This is a genomic window from Phnomibacter sp., assembly GCF_036803085.1.
GTDB lineage: Bacteria > Bacteroidota > Bacteroidia > Chitinophagales > Chitinophagaceae > Phnomibacter.
Map to the genome: position 1 here is coordinate 229213 of NZ_DAIRUZ010000004.1, position 19497 is coordinate 248709.

Annotated in this window: 17 protein-coding genes; 4 read left to right on the forward strand and 13 right to left on the reverse strand. The window is 44.1% G+C overall.

Annotation, left to right across the window (positions count from 1 at the left end):
• Positions 1 to 151 precede the first annotated feature (151 nt).
• The 10 genes from V7Q13_RS10285 to V7Q13_RS10330 all read right to left on the reverse strand — a co-directional run bounded on the left by V7Q13_RS10285 (position 152) and on the right by V7Q13_RS10330 (position 9331).
• Positions 152 to 664, reverse strand: a complete 513-nt coding sequence (locus V7Q13_RS10285) for a hypothetical protein (RefSeq protein ID WP_333800597.1) — start codon at positions 662 to 664, stop codon at positions 152 to 154.
• Positions 665 to 686: 22 nt separating this feature from the next.
• Positions 687 to 1400 (reverse strand): type IX secretion/gliding motility protein PorT/SprT, encoded by a 714-nt coding sequence (porT, locus tag V7Q13_RS10290; RefSeq protein ID WP_333800598.1) that lies wholly within the window; start codon positions 1398 to 1400, stop codon positions 687 to 689.
• On the reverse strand, positions 1382 to 2125 hold the full coding sequence (gene ubiE, locus V7Q13_RS10295) for a bifunctional demethylmenaquinone methyltransferase/2-methoxy-6-polyprenyl-1,4-benzoquinol methylase UbiE (RefSeq protein WP_333800599.1): 744 nt from the start codon (positions 2123 to 2125) through the stop codon (positions 1382 to 1384). The genes porT and ubiE overlap by 19 nt, the downstream gene beginning before the upstream one ends.
• Positions 2126 to 2237: 112 nt before the next feature.
• Positions 2238 to 2861, reverse strand: a complete 624-nt coding sequence (locus V7Q13_RS10300) for a 7-carboxy-7-deazaguanine synthase QueE (protein ID WP_333800600.1) — start codon at positions 2859 to 2861, stop codon at positions 2238 to 2240.
• A gap of 71 nt (positions 2862 to 2932) precedes the next feature.
• Positions 2933 to 3805: a bifunctional 5,10-methylenetetrahydrofolate dehydrogenase/5,10-methenyltetrahydrofolate cyclohydrolase gene (locus V7Q13_RS10305; RefSeq protein WP_333800601.1), complete on the reverse strand. Its 873-nt coding sequence runs from the start codon at positions 3803 to 3805 to the stop codon at positions 2933 to 2935.
• A 513-nt stretch (positions 3806 to 4318) separates the two neighbouring features.
• Entirely contained in the window at positions 4319 to 6571 is a 2253-nt protein-coding gene (locus V7Q13_RS10310) for a multicopper oxidase domain-containing protein (RefSeq protein ID WP_333800602.1), read from the reverse strand.
• A gap of 67 nt (positions 6572 to 6638) precedes the next feature.
• Positions 6639 to 7511, reverse strand: a complete 873-nt coding sequence (locus tag V7Q13_RS10315) for a DUF3347 domain-containing protein (protein WP_333800603.1) — start codon at positions 7509 to 7511, stop codon at positions 6639 to 6641.
• An 87-nt stretch (positions 7512 to 7598) separates the two neighbouring features.
• Positions 7599 to 7988, reverse strand: coding sequence for an HYC_CC_PP family protein (locus V7Q13_RS10320; protein ID WP_333800604.1), 390 nt, complete (start codon positions 7986 to 7988; stop codon positions 7599 to 7601).
• Positions 7989 to 8021: 33 nt separating this feature from the next.
• On the reverse strand, positions 8022 to 8753 hold the full coding sequence (locus V7Q13_RS10325) for a heavy-metal-associated domain-containing protein (protein ID WP_333800605.1): 732 nt from the start codon (positions 8751 to 8753) through the stop codon (positions 8022 to 8024).
• Between the two features lie 59 nt (positions 8754 to 8812).
• On the reverse strand, positions 8813 to 9331 hold the full coding sequence (locus tag V7Q13_RS10330) for a helix-turn-helix domain-containing protein (protein WP_333800606.1): 519 nt from the start codon (positions 9329 to 9331) through the stop codon (positions 8813 to 8815).
• Between the two features lie 501 nt (positions 9332 to 9832).
• Between V7Q13_RS10330 and V7Q13_RS10335 the strand changes: the two genes are divergently transcribed.
• Genes V7Q13_RS10335 through V7Q13_RS10345 form a run of 3 tightly spaced genes read left to right on the forward strand, consistent with a single transcriptional unit; the run spans position 9833 to position 13100 of the window.
• On the forward strand, positions 9833 to 10678 hold the full coding sequence (locus V7Q13_RS10335) for a hypothetical protein (RefSeq protein ID WP_333800607.1): 846 nt from the start codon (positions 9833 to 9835) through the stop codon (positions 10676 to 10678).
• Positions 10679 to 10690: 12 nt separating this feature from the next.
• Positions 10691 to 12736: a ComEA family DNA-binding protein gene (locus V7Q13_RS10340; RefSeq protein ID WP_333800608.1), complete on the forward strand. Its 2046-nt coding sequence runs from the start codon at positions 10691 to 10693 to the stop codon at positions 12734 to 12736.
• Between the two features lie 55 nt (positions 12737 to 12791).
• Positions 12792 to 13100, forward strand: coding sequence for a DUF3467 domain-containing protein (locus V7Q13_RS10345; protein ID WP_157479043.1), 309 nt, complete (start codon positions 12792 to 12794; stop codon positions 13098 to 13100).
• 42 nt (positions 13101 to 13142) lie between these two features.
• Here the strand turns inward: V7Q13_RS10345 and radC are convergent, their stop codons facing one another.
• The gene (gene radC / locus V7Q13_RS10350) at positions 13143 to 13847 is read right to left on the reverse strand and encodes a RadC family protein (protein ID WP_333800609.1); all 705 of its coding nucleotides are present in this window, start codon (positions 13845 to 13847) and stop codon (positions 13143 to 13145) included.
• A gap of 95 nt (positions 13848 to 13942) precedes the next feature.
• Here radC and V7Q13_RS10355 point away from each other — a divergent pair, with 95 nt between their 5' ends.
• Positions 13943 to 14890 (forward strand): ribose-phosphate diphosphokinase, encoded by a 948-nt coding sequence (locus tag V7Q13_RS10355; protein WP_333800610.1) that lies wholly within the window; start codon positions 13943 to 13945, stop codon positions 14888 to 14890.
• A gap of 132 nt (positions 14891 to 15022) precedes the next feature.
• On the opposite strand, the gene V7Q13_RS10360 is transcribed toward V7Q13_RS10355, so the two are convergent.
• The gene (locus tag V7Q13_RS10360; RefSeq protein ID WP_333800611.1) at positions 15023 to 16645 is read right to left on the reverse strand and encodes a hypothetical protein; all 1623 of its coding nucleotides are present in this window, start codon (positions 16643 to 16645) and stop codon (positions 15023 to 15025) included.
• Between the two features lie 232 nt (positions 16646 to 16877).
• The gene (locus V7Q13_RS10365) at positions 16878 to 19460 is read right to left on the reverse strand and encodes a 3-coathanger stack domain-containing protein (RefSeq protein ID WP_333800612.1); all 2583 of its coding nucleotides are present in this window, start codon (positions 19458 to 19460) and stop codon (positions 16878 to 16880) included.
• Between the last annotated feature and the right edge of the window lie 37 nt (positions 19461 to 19497).

Sequence of the window (19497 nt, forward strand, 5' to 3'; positions counted from 1 at the left end):
GAAGGCGGAAGGCAAAAGTCAAATTAGAAGAAGAATTTGCAGTTAGCAATTGGCAATTTGCAAGGGAGGAAGTAGAATAAAATATTTTTAACCTCACTTCTCAGTGAGCCTCTGATTTACCTCTCATACCTCTGTGGTAAATCAATCAGACTTACTTCAGCTTAAACGAATCTAATATTTTACCTGCTTTTTCTTTGTAAGCATTGTATTGGCTTTGCTCAGCAGTAAACGTCAATACATACGTGTAGTCGGCTGTGCTGATGTAACGTTGTTCAAATTGAAGATCAAAGCCGTTCATACTGGTAGTGTACATGAGCTTATGGTATTGCTGTCCGTTTTTCTGAGTAATGGTTTTATTTTCTGTAATAGCCATAGTGCCAAAATACTGTTTCAGTTGCTCAATTGACAAGCGTACATATTCTTCCAACGTTACATCCACACCATTGGTCGGCTCCATCACCACATTCATGTTTTCGCCAAACTTGTCGGTTTCTGATTGCAACGGAAAGAAAGCGATAAAGTCTGCCATAGAGGTGCCGGCAGTATCTACACGCATGTTTTTGTCTACAGCAATGCTATAGGTTGACCGCTTGATGGTGGTTGTTTCCTGGGCTGCAACAACTGCCGTTACGCTGCACAGCAGCAAAGCCATCCAAAATTTCATAGGAAAAAAATTGAGCAATGAATTATTGCTCCAAATGTATGGTGAAGAAAACCATGCGGGAACGCAATTGATCAAACACGCTGGAATATTTCAGCGCAGCATCTCTTGCATGAATATTGCTCAGGCCGTTGCTGAATTTTATTTCCGGAGAAACTGTTACAAAGGGCAGGTAAAAATTGAAGCCGATGCCTATTTCAGCACCAAAATCATTCTTCTTTAGTTTCACCAAATCATCCGCATTTCTGGTTTTGGCATTGCTGGCCAAATCAATATCGTATTTCACACCAGCCAGCACATACACTTTAAAATTGTTGATGCGGTCGGAGTTGAACTTGAGGTGAAATGGAAACGTGGCGATGTTGCTTTGAATGATTTTGGTTTGTACCGGTTCTTCAAACAACTGGCGGCTGCCTAATGTGTACGTAAAGGAGCGGTCGAGGCCGAGAATGAGGCCGGGATTGGCACGTACTTCAAAACGTTTGCTGAGGCGGGCTGTCGCTATCAAACGCAGTGAGTAGCCCGGACTGCGGTTGGGTTCGGCTGTCAGGATGCTGTCGTTTTGCAAAAATGTGTCGTGCTTGCTGGGGTGCAGGTACGAAGAAGCGTACCCGAGACTCAGGCCAAAATAAAACGGATCATTCTCCCGTTCGAGCCGGTGCAGGGTTTTCAAATTTTGTGCCTGCACAGTACTCAGGGCTAGTAAGCCGGCTACAACAATCAGGACTTGCTTCCGCAATAAATAGTACATATTCCTACGCTCAGCGGTTTTTTGTAAGTGCTTACATAACCGCATTTTTTCATGATCTCTACAAATTGGTTGCCTTCGGGAAATGCCTGAATGCTATCATTCAGGTATTTGTAAGCGGCTTTGTTGCCGGCAATGAAACCACCTGCACCGGGTGCTACTGTTTTGGTGTACAGGTTGTACAATCCTTTCACACCGGGCAAGCTGGGCTTACTAAATTCGAGTATCACCACTTTGCCGCCCGGCTTCAGCACCCGCAGCATTTCACTGAGGCCTTTTTCCAAATGGGCAAAATTGCGTACCCCGAACGCTACCGTAATGGCATCAAACGATGCATCAGGAAAATTTATTGCCTCGCTGTCGCCATTGAACAGCTGTATGCTGTTGCTCAACTGGCGGTCAGCAATTTTTTTACGACCCAATTCAAGCATGCCATCACTAATGTCGATGCCGGTAACCTGCTGCAAACTGGGCAACATGTTTTTGGCCATCAGCGCCACATCGGCAGTGCCCGTGGCTACATCCAGCAGGGTAGCAGGTAGCAGGCCAGCCAATTGTTTGATGGCTTTTTTGCGCCAGCCGACATCAATACCTGCACTCAAAAAGCGGTTGAGAAAATCGTAGCGGTGAGCAATTTGGTTGAACATATCTGCTACCTGCTCTTTCTTGCTGCCTTCTTTGCCTTCAAATGGTTTTATACTATCGTGTTCGTACATAGCTGTTTTGTTGTTGCGTTCCTATGCTCCTTAATGAGCAGTTTTCAGTCCCCCATTCCCTAATTAACTAATTAACCAATCAACTAATCACCCAATTAACCAATCCACTTCCTCACGGCACCCCAATGTATTTATGTGTTTGTAAACTCAGCTGCCACTGCGGATGCTGCTGAATGTACTCAACAATCAGCGGCGTCATTTCGTTGCGTTTTTCCCATTCGGGTTGCAAATACAATTTGCAATGCGCAGGCACCAAGGCGGCGTGTTTTTCGGCCCAGTCAAAATCGGTTTTATTAAACACCACCACTTTCAGTTCGTGGGCTGCGGCCAGTATTTCGGGCAGGGGCGCTTTAAACTTTTTGGGCGACACACATATCCAGTCGAGCTGGCCGCTGAGTGGCGATGAGCCAGAGGTTTCGATGTTGATGCTGAAGCCGGCTTCATGCAAAGCCGCGGTTAGTGCATCGAGGTTGTGCATGAGCGGTTCGCCGCCGGTAATCACCGCCATGCGTCCGGGAAAGGAAGCGGCAGCACTTACAATGTCGGTTATGGATTGTTGTGGATGTTTGCTGGCATCCCAGCTGTCTTTTACATCGCACCATACGCAGCCCACATCGCAGCCACCCAGGCGAATAAAATAGGCTGCCTTGCCGGTATGGTAGCCTTCGCCCTGCAGGGTGTAAAAGGCTTCCATTACGGGAAGTGTAGCGTTATTGTTGAGGATTGTTTGGTTCAAATTATTTGCTTTGAAAACCTTGCATTTTTTGTGCAATGAAATTGCTTATTGCATGAATTGTGCAATAAATATTAACGACGATCGGCGGCAGCCAGTGTGTTCATCATGAGGGCACCAATGGTCATGAGGCCTACGCCACCGGGTACCGGTGTAATCCAGCTGCTCTTGGGGGCCACGCTGTCAAAGTCCACATCGCCTTTAATGGCAAAGCCTTTCTTTTTGCTGGCATCTGGCACACGGGTAATGCCTACGTCGATGATGACTGCACCTTCTTTCACCATATCACCGGTGAGGAAGCCGGGCCTGCCCAGCGCTGCCACAATGATGTCGGCCTGCAAAGTCAGTTCTTTCAGATTGGCAGTTTTGCTGTGACAAACAGAAACAGTGCAGTTGCCATAAGGATGCTGGCTGCTCAGCAAAATGCTCATGGGGCGACCCACAATATTGCTGCGGCCAATGACAACGGCATGCTTGCCGCTGGTAGGAATGTTGTATTGCTCCAACATGAGCATGATGCCATAAGGTGTGGCTGGAATAAAACTTTCCAGGCCTTGCACCAGCCGGCCTACACTCACGGGGTGAAATCCGTCAACATCTTTATTGGGGTGGATGGTTTCAATCACTTTGGCTTCGGAAATATGCTTGGGCAGTGGCAGTTGTACCAAAATGCCATCCACATCATCGTTGGCATTCATGGCTTCAATTTGCGCCAGCAAAGCTGCTTCGGTTGTGTCGCTGTCCATACGAATAAGCGTTGAAGCAAAGCCCAACTCTTCGCAGGTTTTTACCTTGCTGGCTACGTAGGTTTCGCTGGCACCATCGGTACCTACCAATATGGCTGCCAAATGCGGTGCTTTTTTGCCCTGTTGCAGCCTGTCGGCTACCAATGATTTTACTTTTTCTTTGATAGCAGCCGAGGCTACTTTTCCATCCAATAATTGCATGGCGCAAAGATAAGGAACTGCCTGCGGCCTTTGGAAAATGGGCGGCCGATTACATTTTGGCAATCATGTAACCATTTAGTCCAGCATTTTTGGGAAATGAATACAAGGAGTAATCTATACCGAAATAGTTCCGGTGATAAATAGTTGTGAACGATAACGGTCAGGTATTGCCGAAGTGCAGGGAATAGAATTCCGTCCGCCCCGGCTAACTGATGCTGAGTAAAGATAAAAAAGATGATGATATATTCTACAGCTAAATAGATATGGTCAAGCTGGATATGCAGATGCACAATGAACAGAAAGATGAGACACAGCTACCGTCAGCCTGCATTTTGGCAATACCATTGTTGTACGCATACCCTTCTTGTCTGTTGTACAGTGTCAACCGAATGTTTCTTGTCAGCCGAATTAAAAGACTGTTGCCTGTGCGTTGGGCAAGGCAGGTTGTTTGGGCAGGTTGGCTTTGTGTGTCGCCTCGTGTGCCTGCCCAAAGTACCTGACTTGCCGCGTTGGCTAATAGGAGAATGTCAACCCTGCACCAAAACCCATGTCGCTGTCATAATGTGTCCGCAAGGAAAAGTTGCGATTAAAAATATAATTCAGTCCAGCCATATACTCTTTGTCGGTATTAACCATGAAAGCAAAGCGAAGCCGTTTTGTTACGGGAATGTCTTCTCTCATTAATTGCAAACGAACTATACCATCAGTGAATATCTCTGTCTGAAAACGAACTAACATAGGCAAAGTATAGTTTACTCCCAAACTTAACACTGCCCTGTTGTCTTTTGTGTTGGTCTGTCCAAAGAGATTTTTTTCTTGTTCGTCAATTCCCATTTTTCTGTAACGCCAGTCAAATCCAACAAACGGCATAAGCCATTGCATTTTTCCCAAGTACCTTCCAATATGTGTTTCTGTTTCATATCCGTGCATGTCGTGATAACCCAAACGCCATTCGCTGCCAATGCTCCAACGGGTATTTTGCAACATCATTTCTCCGTCATTACCATTTGTTGCAAAATCATTTTGAGACATGAAGTGCATTTTTCTGTCGTCTGCAAATAATTTGCGTTGTGCCAGTTTAGGATTTGGTATTAAAGGATTGGCTGCTTGATTTTCGTAAGTAAAAACTCTGCCCATACCACTCATCATGTGATATAAAATATGGCAATGAAAAAACCAATCACCTTCTACATTGGCGTTAAATTCTAAAGTGTCGGTTTCCATTGGCATAATGTCCACAATATTTTTAAGTGGTGCATTGTCGCCCTGCCCGTTTAACAAACGAAAGTCGTGTCCGTGCAAGTGCATGGGGTGCCGCATCATTGAATTATTATAAATAACGATACGAATATTTTCACCTTTTTTAATTAAAATTTTATCTGCTTCGCTTACTACCTTGTTGTCTAAACTCCAAACATAGCGGTTCATATTTCCTGTAAGTGTAAATTTTAATTCCTTTACTGGTGCATCTTTTGGAAGGGCTGTATTGATTGGAGATCTAAGCATAGCATAATTCAGCGTAACAATATCTGCCAAAGCATTGGCATTATAGCGGTTTGGGTCTTTGTCATCTTGCTTTGGTTTAGCATCTCCAGTAATTTCAGGATACATTACTACATTCATATCCATTTGATTCAGGCTCATGTTCATACCCATATCATCCAAATCGCCATTCATTTTCATCATGTCGTTCATCATCTTCATCCCTTCAAAATATTTCAGTCTTGGTTGCGGTGAAACCAATTGTTTAATGCCATTGCCGATATAATAAGATGCTGAATTTGTACGGTCTTCGGTTGTTGCTAAAAATTCAAAGGCTGTATTTTCTGCTGGGATTGTTACCACCACATCGTAAGTTTCAGAAACGGCAATAATCAACCTGTCCACTTCAACAGGTTCTACATCGTTGCCATCATTAGCAACAACAGTAATTTTTCCACCAGCATAAGTAAGCCAGAAGTATGATGATGCTCCACCATTTGAAATACGAAGCCTGACTTTATCACCGCCTTTCAATTGCTTCCCTTCAATTCTTGTAAGGTCTGTACTGGGTTTACCATTCATTAAAATTTTATCGTAGTACACGTCGCTTACATCCATTGCCAACATTCGTTTCCATTCATTTTTTAGTTTGGTTTTAAAATGCCCTACTTTAATGGCTTCTCCATAACTCTGAACTGCATTTTTTTTCAATGCCGGGTAATCGTTTGCATTGTGCAACATTCTATGAATGTTTTCAGGTTTTATGTTTGTCCATTCGCTTAACAGTATGGGAACGGTTGGCAAATCATCAATGCCTTTTCTAAAAGTTGGGTCATTTGTTTTTTTGAGCATTACAAAATTTCCATACATGCCTATTTGTTCTTGCAAACCTGAATGGCTATGATACCAGTGTGTACCGTTTTGAATAATTGGAAACCTGTAAATATGTGTAGTATGAGGCTTGATGGGCATTTGTGTCAGGTTAGGTACACCATCTTCTTTGTTAGGCAAAAACAAGCCGTGCCAGTGCAAAGATGTTTCTTCATTCATTTCATTATGTACATAAATTTCTGCTGTATCGCCTTCGGTAAATGTAAGTGTGGGCATAGGAATTTGCCCGTTTACTGCAATTGCTCTTTTTGCTTTTCCTGTAAAATTTATAATAGTGTCTTTTACATACAAGTCGTACCGAACTATTTTTTGAGCAAATAAATTTGATATGAGTAATGTAAAAAGTATTGCTAACGGCAACACTTTTTTACAAAGAGTTTTTTGTATAGCCATTTCAAAAATTTCATTTGTGTGAGATTAAATAGGGCATGACTGTTTTTTGCAATCATGCCCTTTGTTATTATTGCTTAATAGTTTCAACTGTTTTGCCGCAAGTAAGCATTTGAGAACCGTAGTAAGGATTCTTTACTCCGCTTTCTTTACTTAACCAGTTTGCTCCTTTGCCATCGTTTGCCATTGGGCAAAACTGGTAATAAACAGTTTCCGCTGGTTTTGCAACTTTAATTAACTCATACATATTTTTTGAAAGGCTCATAAAATGGTCTCTCTGGTGTGATATGTCCTTTGTTCCGTTTATATGTTCTGCATCTTCTTTCAGGTCGTTTAACACTTTCATCCAAACGGTGTGAACATTCATTGGCAACTTGTCCATTTTTACTGCATTGATAGCAGTTTCCAAATCTTTAGCTTTTGCTGATGCTGTATTGCCATCTGTTTTTACCAACGCATCTTTCAAAGCAAAGTAAGTGTCAAAAACTACCGTTAACTGGTTTGTTTCCTGTGAGGTATTGTTCATGCCGTCATGCTGGTGGCTGCCATGATTTTGCATAGGCTTTGTTGTGTCCTTTGCTGGTTGTGTTACAATCGCCACTTGCTTTTTTTCTCTGTCGTATTTGCAGCAGCCTGGTAATTTATCGTAAGCTGCATCAGGTGCAAGAAAACTTTGATTGTCATAACCTGCCAGGGCTATGTTTTTTAAAACTGCATCCAAAGTTGTTTTCTTACTGTCGTAAGTGATAGATGCCATCTTGGTTTCTTCGTTCCAGTCGGCTTTTGAAATTTTCTTTTTGTTGGCGGCTTTTTCAATAGTGGTTTCACACATTCCGCAATTGCCATAAACTTTTACGGTTTCAGTTTTGGCATTATTTATTTGAGATTGGCAAGCTGTGGTTGATAATAAAACAACTGCTGCCAGTAATATGATTGATTTCATTTCTTTTGAGTTTTAATTATTGATTTATGAGATGCACATTGAGCCGATGCACTTTTATAGTGTCGGCACACAAAAACTAACAGTAAATCAAATCAGAAAAACGCAATGAAGAATGTAAAGCCGTTCTCTTGGGATTTTAGGCGGAGCATTAGATACAGGAAAAGCCAGTGATGTTGGTGTTACTTTAAAGCTAAAGTCCGCAACGGGAGTAATTAATGCAGGAACATCTAAAAACTGAATGTATTGTGCTGTTGCACTTTTTTGATGTTCGGTTTTAAGTTTTACTTGTTTGTGTTCGTCTTTGCAGCAACCTCCTTTCTTTTCCTTCATGCCACATTTGCCACATTCCTTTTCTTTTTCACCATGCCACAAACTCCAACCAACAAAATCGTTCATGCAATAGTGCATATGAATAGTTGCCCCCATGGTTGCAGAACCATAGATTAAGAGAAGCAATATGACAACTATTTTTTTCACCGTAGCAAAGATAGTTTTTTAAAATGTACTGGTTTATAGCATGGTTATCAGCATTATTCCACTCATGGCAATCATTAAGGCATCTTCAATAATTGTTACCGTACTCATTGGCAGATTAAATACTGCACCCAAACAGGCACATTGTATTTTTCTTTTGTTTAATACACTCTGTAAAACCCCAATTATACTGATTGTCATTACAACAAACGTAACAATATTCGTAGCGAAAGGTTGAAAGTTGGTAGCATACGCAATACCCAATCCCAATTCTATAAAGGCATAAATAAAACCCCATGCTTTTATTTTCTTTGCTACAATATCATACATGCTGTAGCTTTCAGCAAAACCTTTCAGGTCAAGCATTTTAAAGAAGGAAAAAGTAAGAAAGAAACCTGCCATAAAAATATTCATGGCTTGCATCCAATGAAATGTACTGTGTTTTATTCCTGCAATAATTGAAATGGTGGTTATGTAGCCAAAAATTATTAGGATTGGTTTGTATGTAGCAAACCAGCTTTTTGCTTGTTCCGCTGTTTCATTGTGTTCTGCGGCTGTAATTGAATATTTTTTATCCAACGCATTTTGAAATGTGGAAAGAGCAATATGTTTTTCCATTGTAATGGTTGCTGATTGTTTTTCTTTTGAAACTTCCACTTCGGTAACATTAGGCAACATCAATAAACTGCTTTTTACTTTTGCTTCGCAACTGCTGCAAGTCATGCCTGTAACTTTATAAGTATGTGTCACTGTTAATTTGTTTGACACAAAGGTAATTTGAGTGTTTGGGGTAGCTGTTGTGGAATTTTGTATTAGAGTTGTAAGATTTACAGTTCTTCTATGTTTTTACGTTTGTGTTCTTTCAACGATTTAAAATGACTTGGTGTAAAACCTGTTATTTTTTTAAACTGGTTTGATAAATAAGCAACACTACTGTAGCCCAATTGGTCTGCAATTTCAGATAAACTTAGTTCGTCATAAACTATCAATTCTTTTACTCTTTCTATGCGTTGGGCAATGAAATATTTTTCAATGGTTGTTCCTTCTACTTCTGAAAACAAGTTGCTTAAATAGTTATAGTCTTGGTGTATTTGTGAAGTGATGAACTCTGAAAGGTTTGTCTTTAAGTTATGGTCTGAATGGTGTACCAATGTTACAATGGCAGTTTTTATTTTTTCAATTGTCTGGCTTTTTTTGTTGTCAATGAGTTCAAAGCCTAATGATTTTAAAGATGTGTCCAACTGTGATAATTGGTCTTTTGATAAGTCGCCTTCAATTTCTACTTCGCCTAAATTGACAGATAAGGGGCGAAGCCCCTTATTTTCCAATTGGGCTTTCACTACCATTTTGCATCTGCTGCAAACCATGTTCTTTATGTATAGTTTCATATTGTCTGTCCACCGTGTGGTGATTGCAAATTTATTAAAAGCTTGCGGTAATCTGTCGCACTAAAGACTGTTTGCCGTGTGTTGGCAATTGCAGCTCTTTTGCAAGGTTGGATTTGTGCGGTGGGTTTTGTGTGCCTTGCAAATGTGCTGCAATGTGCGGTCGCCCATGAGAGACTTTGAACTAAATGTCCTGTCGCTTGAAGGTGAACGGAATGCTGTTTTAGGGTTGCGTACAACACAGAGGGAGGCGTTGGCTGGGCAATCCCGATTGCTATCGGGATTCTTTGTACGCAAGCTCCCATTCCGCTTGCCTTTCTTTTTTTCAAGAAAAAGAAAGTAACAATGCTTGAAAAAGAACCATCAAGTGTTATGTATGAACTGAAGCATAAGAAAAACTTTGCACAGATAAGTTTATGCTACATGACGTTAATACCTATTTTCACGGGTAAACAACTGTGTGTGAGATTTTTTTTCGCCCTGTTCCTGCTAACCCTGGGAAATTTTGTACATGCTCAATCCATTGCCCTGCCGGCCTCGGCCCGGTATTTGGGCGTATTTGCCTACAGCGATAAGCAGGCCGATATCTTTTCGACCCGGGTGAACCCCGCAGCTTTGGCAGCGCTGCCACAATCGTCGGCGGGGGCGTATGCAGAGCGGCGTTTTATGCTGCAAGAATTGAATCTGTTCAATGGCGCTGTAGGACTCAACACCGGCTCCGGCAATTTTGGGGTGCATGCTTCCTACTTTGGCTTTGCGCAGCAAAACCAATCGCAGCTGTCGCTGAGCTATGGCAGAAGAATTACCAAGTCGGTGGATATCGGTGCCTCATTTCACTACCTGCAACTCAGCCAATCAGGCATCTATGGCAATGCCAATGCCCTCACCGGTAGTGTGGGCATGCTGTTTCACCTTGCCAACCGGGTACATATTGGGGTGAATGCCTACAACCCCATACGAGCAGCGTGGAGCAAAGACGAACAAGAACGTATCCCTAGCCGCTACAGCATGGGTGCCGGTATTGATGTGTCGGATAAATTGTTTACCGGTGTAGAAATCATCAAAGAAGAAAACCAACCGGTGGATGTGCAGGCGGCTATTCATTATGCATTTCTTCCTCAGTTTTTTGTGCGGGGTGGGGTAGCTACGCAAACGTCCAACTACTTTGCAGCAGTCGGTTTTCAGTTGCCTGCTTTTCGCATTGATATTTCAGGCAGCTATCATCAGCAGTTGGGCTGGAGCCCCGGTATTTTATTGCTGGCAAAATTTGGTAAAAACAAATCGGCCGAAAGCGCCATCAATCCGTAAGCGTTATAGTGTATGAAACGTTGCTGGTTGCTCATAGTAGGTTGTATGCTGCTCTTGCATGTGCAGGCACAGGTAGTGCAACAAACTACGGTGGAGCAACAGTTGGAAAACCTGGCCGAAGCTGATGAAACGGAAACGGAAGACGATTCTTACCTGCAACAAATTCAGCAATACAGCCGTAACCCGCTCAACATGAATACGGCCCAGGAAGCCGACTTGCAGGTATTCCGTTTTTTGAGTGAATTGCAGATACAAACCTTTTTGCAATACCGCCGGCTCAATGGCTTGTTGCTGAGTGTGTATGAACTGCAATCCGTGCCCGGTTGGGATTTGGAAACCATTGCCCGCATCCGGCCATACATCAGCGTTGGCCCGGCAGAAAACTTATTGCAAAACTTTCGCAAACGCTTCACGGAAGGCAATCATTATATCTTGTTTCGGGTGGGGCAAACCTTGGAAAAGAGCAAAGGATTTTTACCAAAAGACACAATGCCGCCAACGTATTTGGGTAGCCAGCAGCGGCTGTTGTTTCGCTACAAATACGTGTACAAAAACCAATTGCAATATGGCATATTGGGAGAGAAGGATCCCGGCGAACAATTCTTTAAAGGAGCTCAGAAAAACGGTTTCGATTTTTACAGCATGCACTTGTTTGTACGCAATGTGGGTGTGGTAAAACAACTGGCCTTGGGCGATTTTACAGTTAACCTTGGGCAGGGTTTGTTAGTCTATCAATCCTTGGCTTTTCGCAAGAGTGTGGATGTAATGAACATCAAACGGCAGGCAGAAACTTTCAGGCCGTACAACAGCCCCGGCGAAGTCAATTTTATGCGGGGTGCCGCCATCACCGTGGGTAAAGAAAAACTGCAGCTGAGTGTGTTTGCTTCCCGCCGAAAAGTATCGGCCAATGCCGTGGTGGACTCTGTCAATTTTGAAGATTACATCAGCAGTATTTTGACCAGCGGCTTTCACAGAACAGACAACGAAGTGAATGATCGCAACAACATCACGCAAACAGCTACGGGCGGACGATTGCAATACAAAAACAAACAGCTCATGTTGGCGGCCAATGGCATCCATTACCAGCTGAGCAAGCCCTTGCAAAAACAGGACGAACCTTATAATCAGTTTGCTTTTGGTGGCGATAAACTCACCGGCCTGAGTGCAGAGTTTGCCTACACCTGGCGCAATGTGCATGCCTTTGGCGAGTACGCCATGAACCCCGGTGGTGGCAAGGCTTACGTGGCTGGGTTACTCACCAGTGTAGATCCTCGCTTAGACCTGTCGTTGCAAGTGCGCAACATTGATCGTAATTATCACAGTTTGTACGCCAATGCCTTTACCGAAAGCACCACGCCAATCAATGAACGGGGGATGTTTTTGGGTGCATCGTTGCGGCCGCTGCGCACCATTCGCATAGATGCGTATGCTGATTTGTACAGTTTTCCCTGGCTGAAGTTTCGGGTAGACCGGCCCTCGAAAGGGAAGGATTACGTGGTACAGTTTACCTGGAAGCCAAATAAACAAGTTGAAGTCTACACCCGCTACCGCAGCGAAACCAAAGCCATTAACTATAGCAATACCAATTTACCCTCGGCACTCACTCAAGATGTGGCCCGCCAAAACTGGCGTACCCATGCTGTGCTGAAAGTTTCGCCGGCAGTAACGCTGCGGGCCCGAACTGAAATGGTGTGGTACGACCGAAAAGGGGCACAAGCCGAAGAAGGTTTTCTGGTGTTTGCCGACATGCTGTACAAGCCCATGATGCAACCGCTGTCGCTCAACTTTCGGTTGCAATATTTTGAAACCGACGATTACAACAGCCGCTTGTATGCTTTTGAAAATGATGTGCTGTATAGTTTTTCCATTCCGCCCTTTTACGACAAAGGCTACAGGGGCTATTTCAACATCAACTACGATATCAGCAAATCGGTAACGGCCTGGTTTCGACTGGCCCGCACCTGGTACACCGATCGAACCACGGTGGGTAGTGGTAACGATGAAATTTTGGGCAACCACAAAACAGATGTCCGCTTTCAAGTGTTGATCACTTTGTAATTGTATCACTTCACATCTGCAGCTATACCTTAGGTTTGCAGCATAAACGAATACCATGAGCAACGAGAATCCCAATCAACTGAACATAGAAATTACAGAAGAAATAGCTGAAGGTCAGTATGCCAATCTGGCCATCATTACCCATAGCCATGCAGAGTTTGTGATCGACTTTGTAAATGTGATGCCCGGCACGCCAAAGAGCAAGGTAAAAAGCCGCATCATTATGACGCCGCAGCATGCCAAGCGTTTTATGAAAGCACTGGCAGAAAACATCAGCCGCTTTGAAGATGCCAACGGCGATATTCAAGACCTGGAGCAAATAGAAGTGCCCATGAACTTTGGTGGTCCCGCTGCCCAAGCATAAGTCACTAGCAGCTTTTGGCCCTCAGCTTTCCGCCTTTAGCCTTCATATCATATCCCCCGAATCAGCAAAGCTGTAATAACCTTGATCGCTAACGATGATGTGGTCAATCACTTCCATGTCAATCAGTCGGGCGGCCTGCTTTATTTTATCAGTCAACTTACGGTCGGCTTCGCTGGGCCGCAGGTTGCCACTGGGATGGTTGTGCGATAAAATGAGGTGAGAAGCCTGCAATTCCAAAGCCCGTTTGAAGATGATTTTTGGATCGGCAATGGTGCCGGTCACGCCGCCGGTACTCACCACTTCGGTAGCCAGCACCCGGTTGGCCTTGTTGAGGTACACCACAATAAACGATTCTCTCGATTCGTGCTGTAGGCGTTTGCGCAGATACACCGCAATGTCTTTGCTGGAGCGAAGTACCGGCAGTTGGTTCAATGCCTCTTCTTCCAATAAAATACCCAACTGAAGTGCAGCTTTAATGGCCACGGCTTTGGCAGGCCCTACGCCTTTTACTTTCTGTAAATCTTTCAGGCTCATTTTGGCCAGGCTGCTCAGGCTATTGCCACCTTGTTGCAGTAGCTCCCGGGCCAGGTCGATGGCGCTTTTGCTGCGGGTGCCATTGTTGATGAGGATGGCCAACAGCTCTGTGGCGCTGAGTGCATCGGCACCACGGGCAAGCATTTTTTCACGGGGTTTGTCGTCGGCCGCCCACTGTTTGATGGGTGTGTGTGGTTTGTTGAAATTTTCCATATCGTTATATCAGGATGCCTATACGATGCACTTATCTTCGCAGCCGTTAGTATTTCTCTTCCATCTTTTTCAAGGATAATAAATTTACCTACGTTATGAGCCTTCAGGCACGAATTTTTTCAGGTACTGGTTCGAAGTACTTAGCTGAAAAAATAGCCAAAAATTTCGGCATTGAATTAGGAGCCGTGAATGCAACACGGTTTAGCGATGGCGAAATTGGCATCGAATTTTTAGAAAGCATCCGTGGCGATTATGTGTTTTTGGTGCAGGGCACTTATGCCCCCGCCGACAACCTGCTGGAGCTGTTGCTGATGATTGATGCGGCCCGCCGTGCATCGGCTTACAAAGTAATTGCAGTGATTCCTTACTACGGATATGCCCGGCAAGACAGGAAAGACCGGCCACGGGTAGCCATTGGCAGTAAGCTGGTAGCCAACATGATTACCGCTGCTGGTGCCGACAGGGTCATTACCATGGATCTGCACGCCCCGCAAATTCAGGGTTACTTTGATATTCCGGTGGATCATCTCGATTCTTCTGCGGTGTTCATTCCTTACATTGAAAAACTGGGATTGCAGAACCTCACATTTGCGGCGCCAGACGTAGGCAGCACCAACCGTGTACGGGAAGTGGCCAGCTATTTCAACGCCGAAATGGTGATATGTGACAAGCACCGCAAACGGGCCAATGAAATTGCCAGCATGACGGTGATTGGCGATGTAATGGACAAAGACATTATTTTGATTGATGACATCTGCGACACCGGTGGTACCTTGGCAAAAGCAGCGGCATTACTCAAAGAAAAAGGGGCTAAGTCTGTACGTGCATTTTGTACCCATCCCGTGTTGAGTGGCAATGCTTTCAGCAACATCGCCAACAGTGTAATGGAAGAGTTGATTGTGTGCGATACCATTCCATTAAAAGAAGGCGCACCAGAAAAAATTAAAGCCATTAGTGTGGCCGATTTGTTTGCGGTAGCCATTCGCAATGCCTTTGAAAACAAGAGCATTCACAGCTTGTTTGTGCACAGCCACAGAAAGTAATTGTTGTAGTAGAATAATCATGCAAGCGTCGTGCCTTTTGGTGCGACGCTTGTTGTTTGCAGCAAGCATTGGGGTAGGGCCCAAATAAGAAAAACCTCCCCGGAGGGAGGCTTTCTTTTGATCTGAAAAACCCTATTGGACACTAATTTGTGTCGACATTTTTTGTAAGCCATCGGTGTACAACAACCGGTATAAACCAGCATGCAATAAGCCGCTGTTTAAGCTGGTTTGTACTGCTTCGGCAGGCACCGGATATTGCAACAGCATTTTGCCTTCCAAAGTATAAATAGTAATAACGGCTTTCGATTTTGCTACGGGGTGCTGTACAATGATGCCGGAACCAGCGGTAACAGGATTAGGCCAAACATTGAAACCACCAGAAATGTTGGCTTGCAAGCGAACCATTTTGCTATAGCGAACACTACCGTCTTTATCTTCTATCCGGAGGCGATAAAAATTATTACCTGTCAATGGTTTTGCATCCTCCACCTGATAATTATTGTAGAGCTGATTGCCTGTGGCTGCAAGTGTTTGTAGTGGTGTGAACACTTGTCCATTATTGCTTCTTTCTACAATGTAGCGGCCGGTGTTATTTTCCTGAGCGGTTGTCCACGCCAGTACGTGAGCACGGCTGGTTTTGCTGGCTGTGAAAGAAAGTAGATCAACCGGCAGAAACATGCCAACCGGTGCCATAGCTACACCACGAAATGCCTGATTGGCACTGGCAGTAACCAGTAGATTGATAGTAGGAGCTCCAATGGAAGCGTTATATCCGGAAGCATCTGTAAGGCTCACTAACTCGCCGCCACCACTACTTCCTGTACCACCTTTTCTTGTAGCGTATATGGTAATGCTGTTATCAACACTATTTTTAACACCTGTAATGCCACGGTAATCATCTGCGTCTACTCCAATGGTTCCATTTGCCACCCAGTTGCCACCAACCAGCGAAAACTTCTGAAGTCCAATGGCATCATCTGCCACGTACAACACATCGGGACCAGCAACAGATGCGTTGAGATCGAAGAAAACAAACTGATAAGGACTACCTGTAGTGGTAGCATAACCGGGAAGATTGGCAATTGAATTACCAGTGCTTGCTGGAAGACCAGTTCCAACCTGGGCAACTCTGTAAGGGAGCGATGCACTTTGAGCACTGATAAACAAATTCCCATCTGCAATTGCAATTCCTCTGGTATTAGTAACAATGGTGCTAACTTGAGTAGAGGTTGTAGAGCCAAGAGCAAAATAACGTACACCACCGGCCCCACCTGAAGCCCAAAAGCTTGTGCCGTCTGTCGTAACAACACTTCTGGGAGAAGCGCCTGTTGAATAATCCGTTAATGCAGTTGTAAGATTGATATTTTTCGAGGCATCAATTCTGGCAATTGATCTATTAACAGTAGCTGATGTGGTAGAACTCAATGCGCCAATTTGACCTAAGGTGCGGTCATAACCGGCAAGAGTGAGATAGTGACCATCTGTAGAACGCATAAGCATTCCTTCACTTGCACCAGTGCCACCCAAAATCAAAATTTTGTTAGGAGCCGAAGCCGTAGTTGGAATAAGTGTTTGAGAAACAAAAGTACCAGCAGGTGTATACTCATCTAAAAAAACAGGTGACCCGGTATTGCTTAATGCATCAAGCCCGGTACCCACCCTAACTAGTATCACATTGCCTTCAACATAATTTTGACTACTACCCGTGGCAGCTGCTAATAAAAGGCTGGATAATAGGAGAGCAGTAAGTCTCATTTAAGGAAGGCCGTTTTAGGAATTGTAAAAGTGTGAAAAACCTGCAATGCCCAACGTTAAACATATTCACATATAATCACAATTTGTGGTATAACCTTCGTTTTCAAGTGAATATGATTGGCTGTATGCAAAATGGCAATGCCTGTACAAATTAGTACAGGCATTTGAAAGTTGCAAGAAAGTGAGGGTTTGTTTTCAATAAGTTTTCAGTATTAATGACGGCGGCAATTGGCTATTGTTTGTGTAGAATTGGTGCTGCTACAAATGGAAGCACCGCACCACTTCCACAAGGCCCGGTTACAGCCTTGAGGTATACACCTCCTGTGGCACTAAAACCCGGTGTAAATACCACCCGGTTGCCTGCTTTAAACGTAACCATCGTATTTACCCCTCCAATAATGGTGGCAGCTGTATTGGTTTGGTTGCTACTTTCAAAATGGTATTGCCCCCCATTCATAATCATATTTACAGCTTGTGTATTTGGGCAGGGTTGGTATAAATCTCCACTCCACAATCCGCGGCCGTAGGTAGCAGCAACAAGCCTGCCCAGTGTATGATCTACCTGCAAGTCTGTAATGGGTACACGTGGAAGATTGTTGCTAAACGGTGCCCAACCACCAAGGTTGATATTATAATAATACACCCCGATTTCTGATCCTACATACAACGCAGGTGTATTGTCATTGGCTGCATTAGCGTATGCAATACTGTACATGGGCACATTGGGCAAACCATTGCTTACGTTTACCCATGTTATACCAGTATTAAAACTCCTGAACACTTTGCCATTGGGCGTATAGCCAGACAATGCAATGCTGATATCCTGCTTATTTGCAGGGTTTACTGCTAATGCGGCGATGTTGGTACCCGCTGTAGTGGGCCAAAAAATTTCTGTCCAGTTGGCGGTGCTGTTTTGCAACGGATTATTGTTTACCCATATTCTACTACCATTACTCATGTATAAACTGGCGGTTGCTCCACCATCATTGCTGGCGATGGCCATGCTGGGTGCAAGGCCTGTTGCTGCAGGCATGGCAATCGGCCCAATGTTATATACAGTTTCGCCATTGTTTACCAAAACCAGAATGCCATTGTTGCTGTACATGTATATCGTTTCAGGGTTGAGCGTCATTACCGGAACAAGAATAGATTGTGGCGGATGCTGCACAATCGGTGTTATCCACGGATAAACAGTTATGCTCCCATAGTTCGGGATATTGGGTACAGTATAAAAAGTTTCTCCACCATCGGCTGATCTGCGCAGTAAGCCATTTTGCTGGCAAGCGTATATCACATTTGCATTAATGCTGCTTATCAGGTTGTCCATACCATCGCCACCCAGCACAAATTTCCACGCTGGGTTGGCGGAGGAGTTGTATCGGAAATGACCATTGTCCTGTGTGCCTATCAGGTGTTTGCCCGCAACACCTACAGTGCCGCTGTACCTATAAATTTCAGTAATTACCAACCCATTGCTTTTGCTGGTAAAAGAAGCACCGCCATTTGTACTGGTATAAATGCCCCCATCATTGCACAACCACAAATCACCGGTAAGTGGATGACGTTTCAAATCATGTTGATCTGCATGAATATTGGTATTTGTAATTTGAGTAAGTGTTGAACCTCCGTTCGTGCTTCTTGCCAATGCAACACTCCCCACAAAAACATCATCGGCATTAGTTGGATTTACATACAGTGTATTTGCGTAAAATCCAATGTCCATGCTGCCAAGGTTCATCAATGCAACATTGGATGCAAGGCTGGTGGCTACCGCACTAAATGTTTCGTTAGTGTTGGCCCTGTAAAAAAGTCCGACAAAGATGTTATTGTTTCCCGATTGGCTACCCGGACCTGCCAGTACGTACACAGCATTAGGCCGGTTGGCCGATACGCCAATTTCCATTCTGTTCACGGCTGCTGTTGTAACCCGAGATGCAGTTCTTACGCCTGCTGTAAAATCATAGCTGTGTAGTTGGTTGTCTCCAAGCCGGGTGATGTAAAGTACATTAGCATCATCTGGTTTAAATTCGATGTCATTCGTATTGCTAAAAAGTCCGGTTGGTAAAAAGCGCCAGCTTTGTGCACCATTTGTTGTTTCAAAAATGCCATTGTTCATTGCTGCCAACAATCTGTTTGGATCGTTAGGATGTATCAATAATTTGTAACCACCACTACCAGAGTCGGGTATGGCATCTGTTATGCCCTTATTGGCCAGCTGCCATGTATTGCCCCCGTCAGTGCTTTTAATACAACCAAACCCTTTGTGCAAATACACGTTGGCCGAAAGTCCTTCACCTGTGAGTGCATATATAGTATTGTTGTTGGGCCACGGGGCCACCACAATATCTGAAATGCCCAATGCAGGTAGCGTGGCTGTTACATTGTACCAAAGTGCTCCGCCATTTGTAGTTTTCCAAATGCCACCACCCGCTGCACCGGCATACATCACCTGACTGTTCACGGGGTCGAAGGCAATACAATTCACCCGTCCTTGCAATGCTGTACCATTTTCTCCGCCAGCATTGGTATGGCCAATGCTTTGCCAGTTGCCATTGTACGATTGTTGGGTAAGCGCTGATTGCTTTGCTTCTACAGTAAGGGCTTCAATGTTTTTTTGTAAATAATTATCGAATTTACCCGAGGTAGTTTGGTGATGTGCAGCAAACCACTCCCATCGTTTCCATTGTTTGTATCCTGCTCTGTTGCCAGCAGTTGCAGTGTCGTAATATTGATTGATGCGCTTAGCAATGCTGGTAAAAGATGAATCACTACGAACATTGTATTGTTGCAATGCTTTATCAAAACCTTGTGTCATTGCCTCGGATACTACAACGCTAAAGCAAAAAAGTAGA

Bases quoted from the DNA above. Each gene is read 5' to 3' on its own strand.
- V7Q13_RS10285 (WP_333800597.1), bottom strand. From the start codon at position 664: ATGAAATTTTGGATGGCTTTGCTGCTGTGCAGCGTAACGGCAGTTGTT.
- ubiE (WP_333800599.1), bottom strand. From the start codon at position 2,125: ATGTACGAACACGATAGTATAAAACCATTTGAAGGCAAAGAAGGCAGC.
- V7Q13_RS10305 (WP_333800601.1), bottom strand. From the start codon at position 3,805: ATGCAATTATTGGATGGAAAAGTAGCCTCGGCTGCTATCAAAGAAAAA.
- V7Q13_RS10310 (WP_333800602.1), bottom strand. From the start codon at position 6,571: ATGGCTATACAAAAAACTCTTTGTAAAAAAGTGTTGCCGTTAGCAATA.
- V7Q13_RS10315 (WP_333800603.1), bottom strand. From the start codon at position 7,511: ATGAAATCAATCATATTACTGGCAGCAGTTGTTTTATTATCAACCACA.
- V7Q13_RS10330 (WP_333800606.1), bottom strand. From the start codon at position 9,331: ATGGTAGTGAAAGCCCAATTGGAAAATAAGGGGCTTCGCCCCTTATCT.
- V7Q13_RS10340 (WP_333800608.1), top strand. From the start codon at position 10,691: ATGAAACGTTGCTGGTTGCTCATAGTAGGTTGTATGCTGCTCTTGCAT.
- V7Q13_RS10345 (WP_157479043.1), top strand. From the start codon at position 12,792: ATGAGCAACGAGAATCCCAATCAACTGAACATAGAAATTACAGAAGAA.
- radC (WP_333800609.1), bottom strand. From the start codon at position 13,847: ATGGAAAATTTCAACAAACCACACACACCCATCAAACAGTGGGCGGCC.
- V7Q13_RS10355 (WP_333800610.1), top strand. From the start codon at position 13,943: ATGAGCCTTCAGGCACGAATTTTTTCAGGTACTGGTTCGAAGTACTTA.
- V7Q13_RS10360 (WP_333800611.1), bottom strand. From the start codon at position 16,645: ATGAGACTTACTGCTCTCCTATTATCCAGCCTTTTATTAGCAGCTGCC.
- V7Q13_RS10365 (WP_333800612.1), bottom strand. From the start codon at position 19,460: ATGACACAAGGTTTTGATAAAGCATTGCAACAATACAATGTTCGTAGT.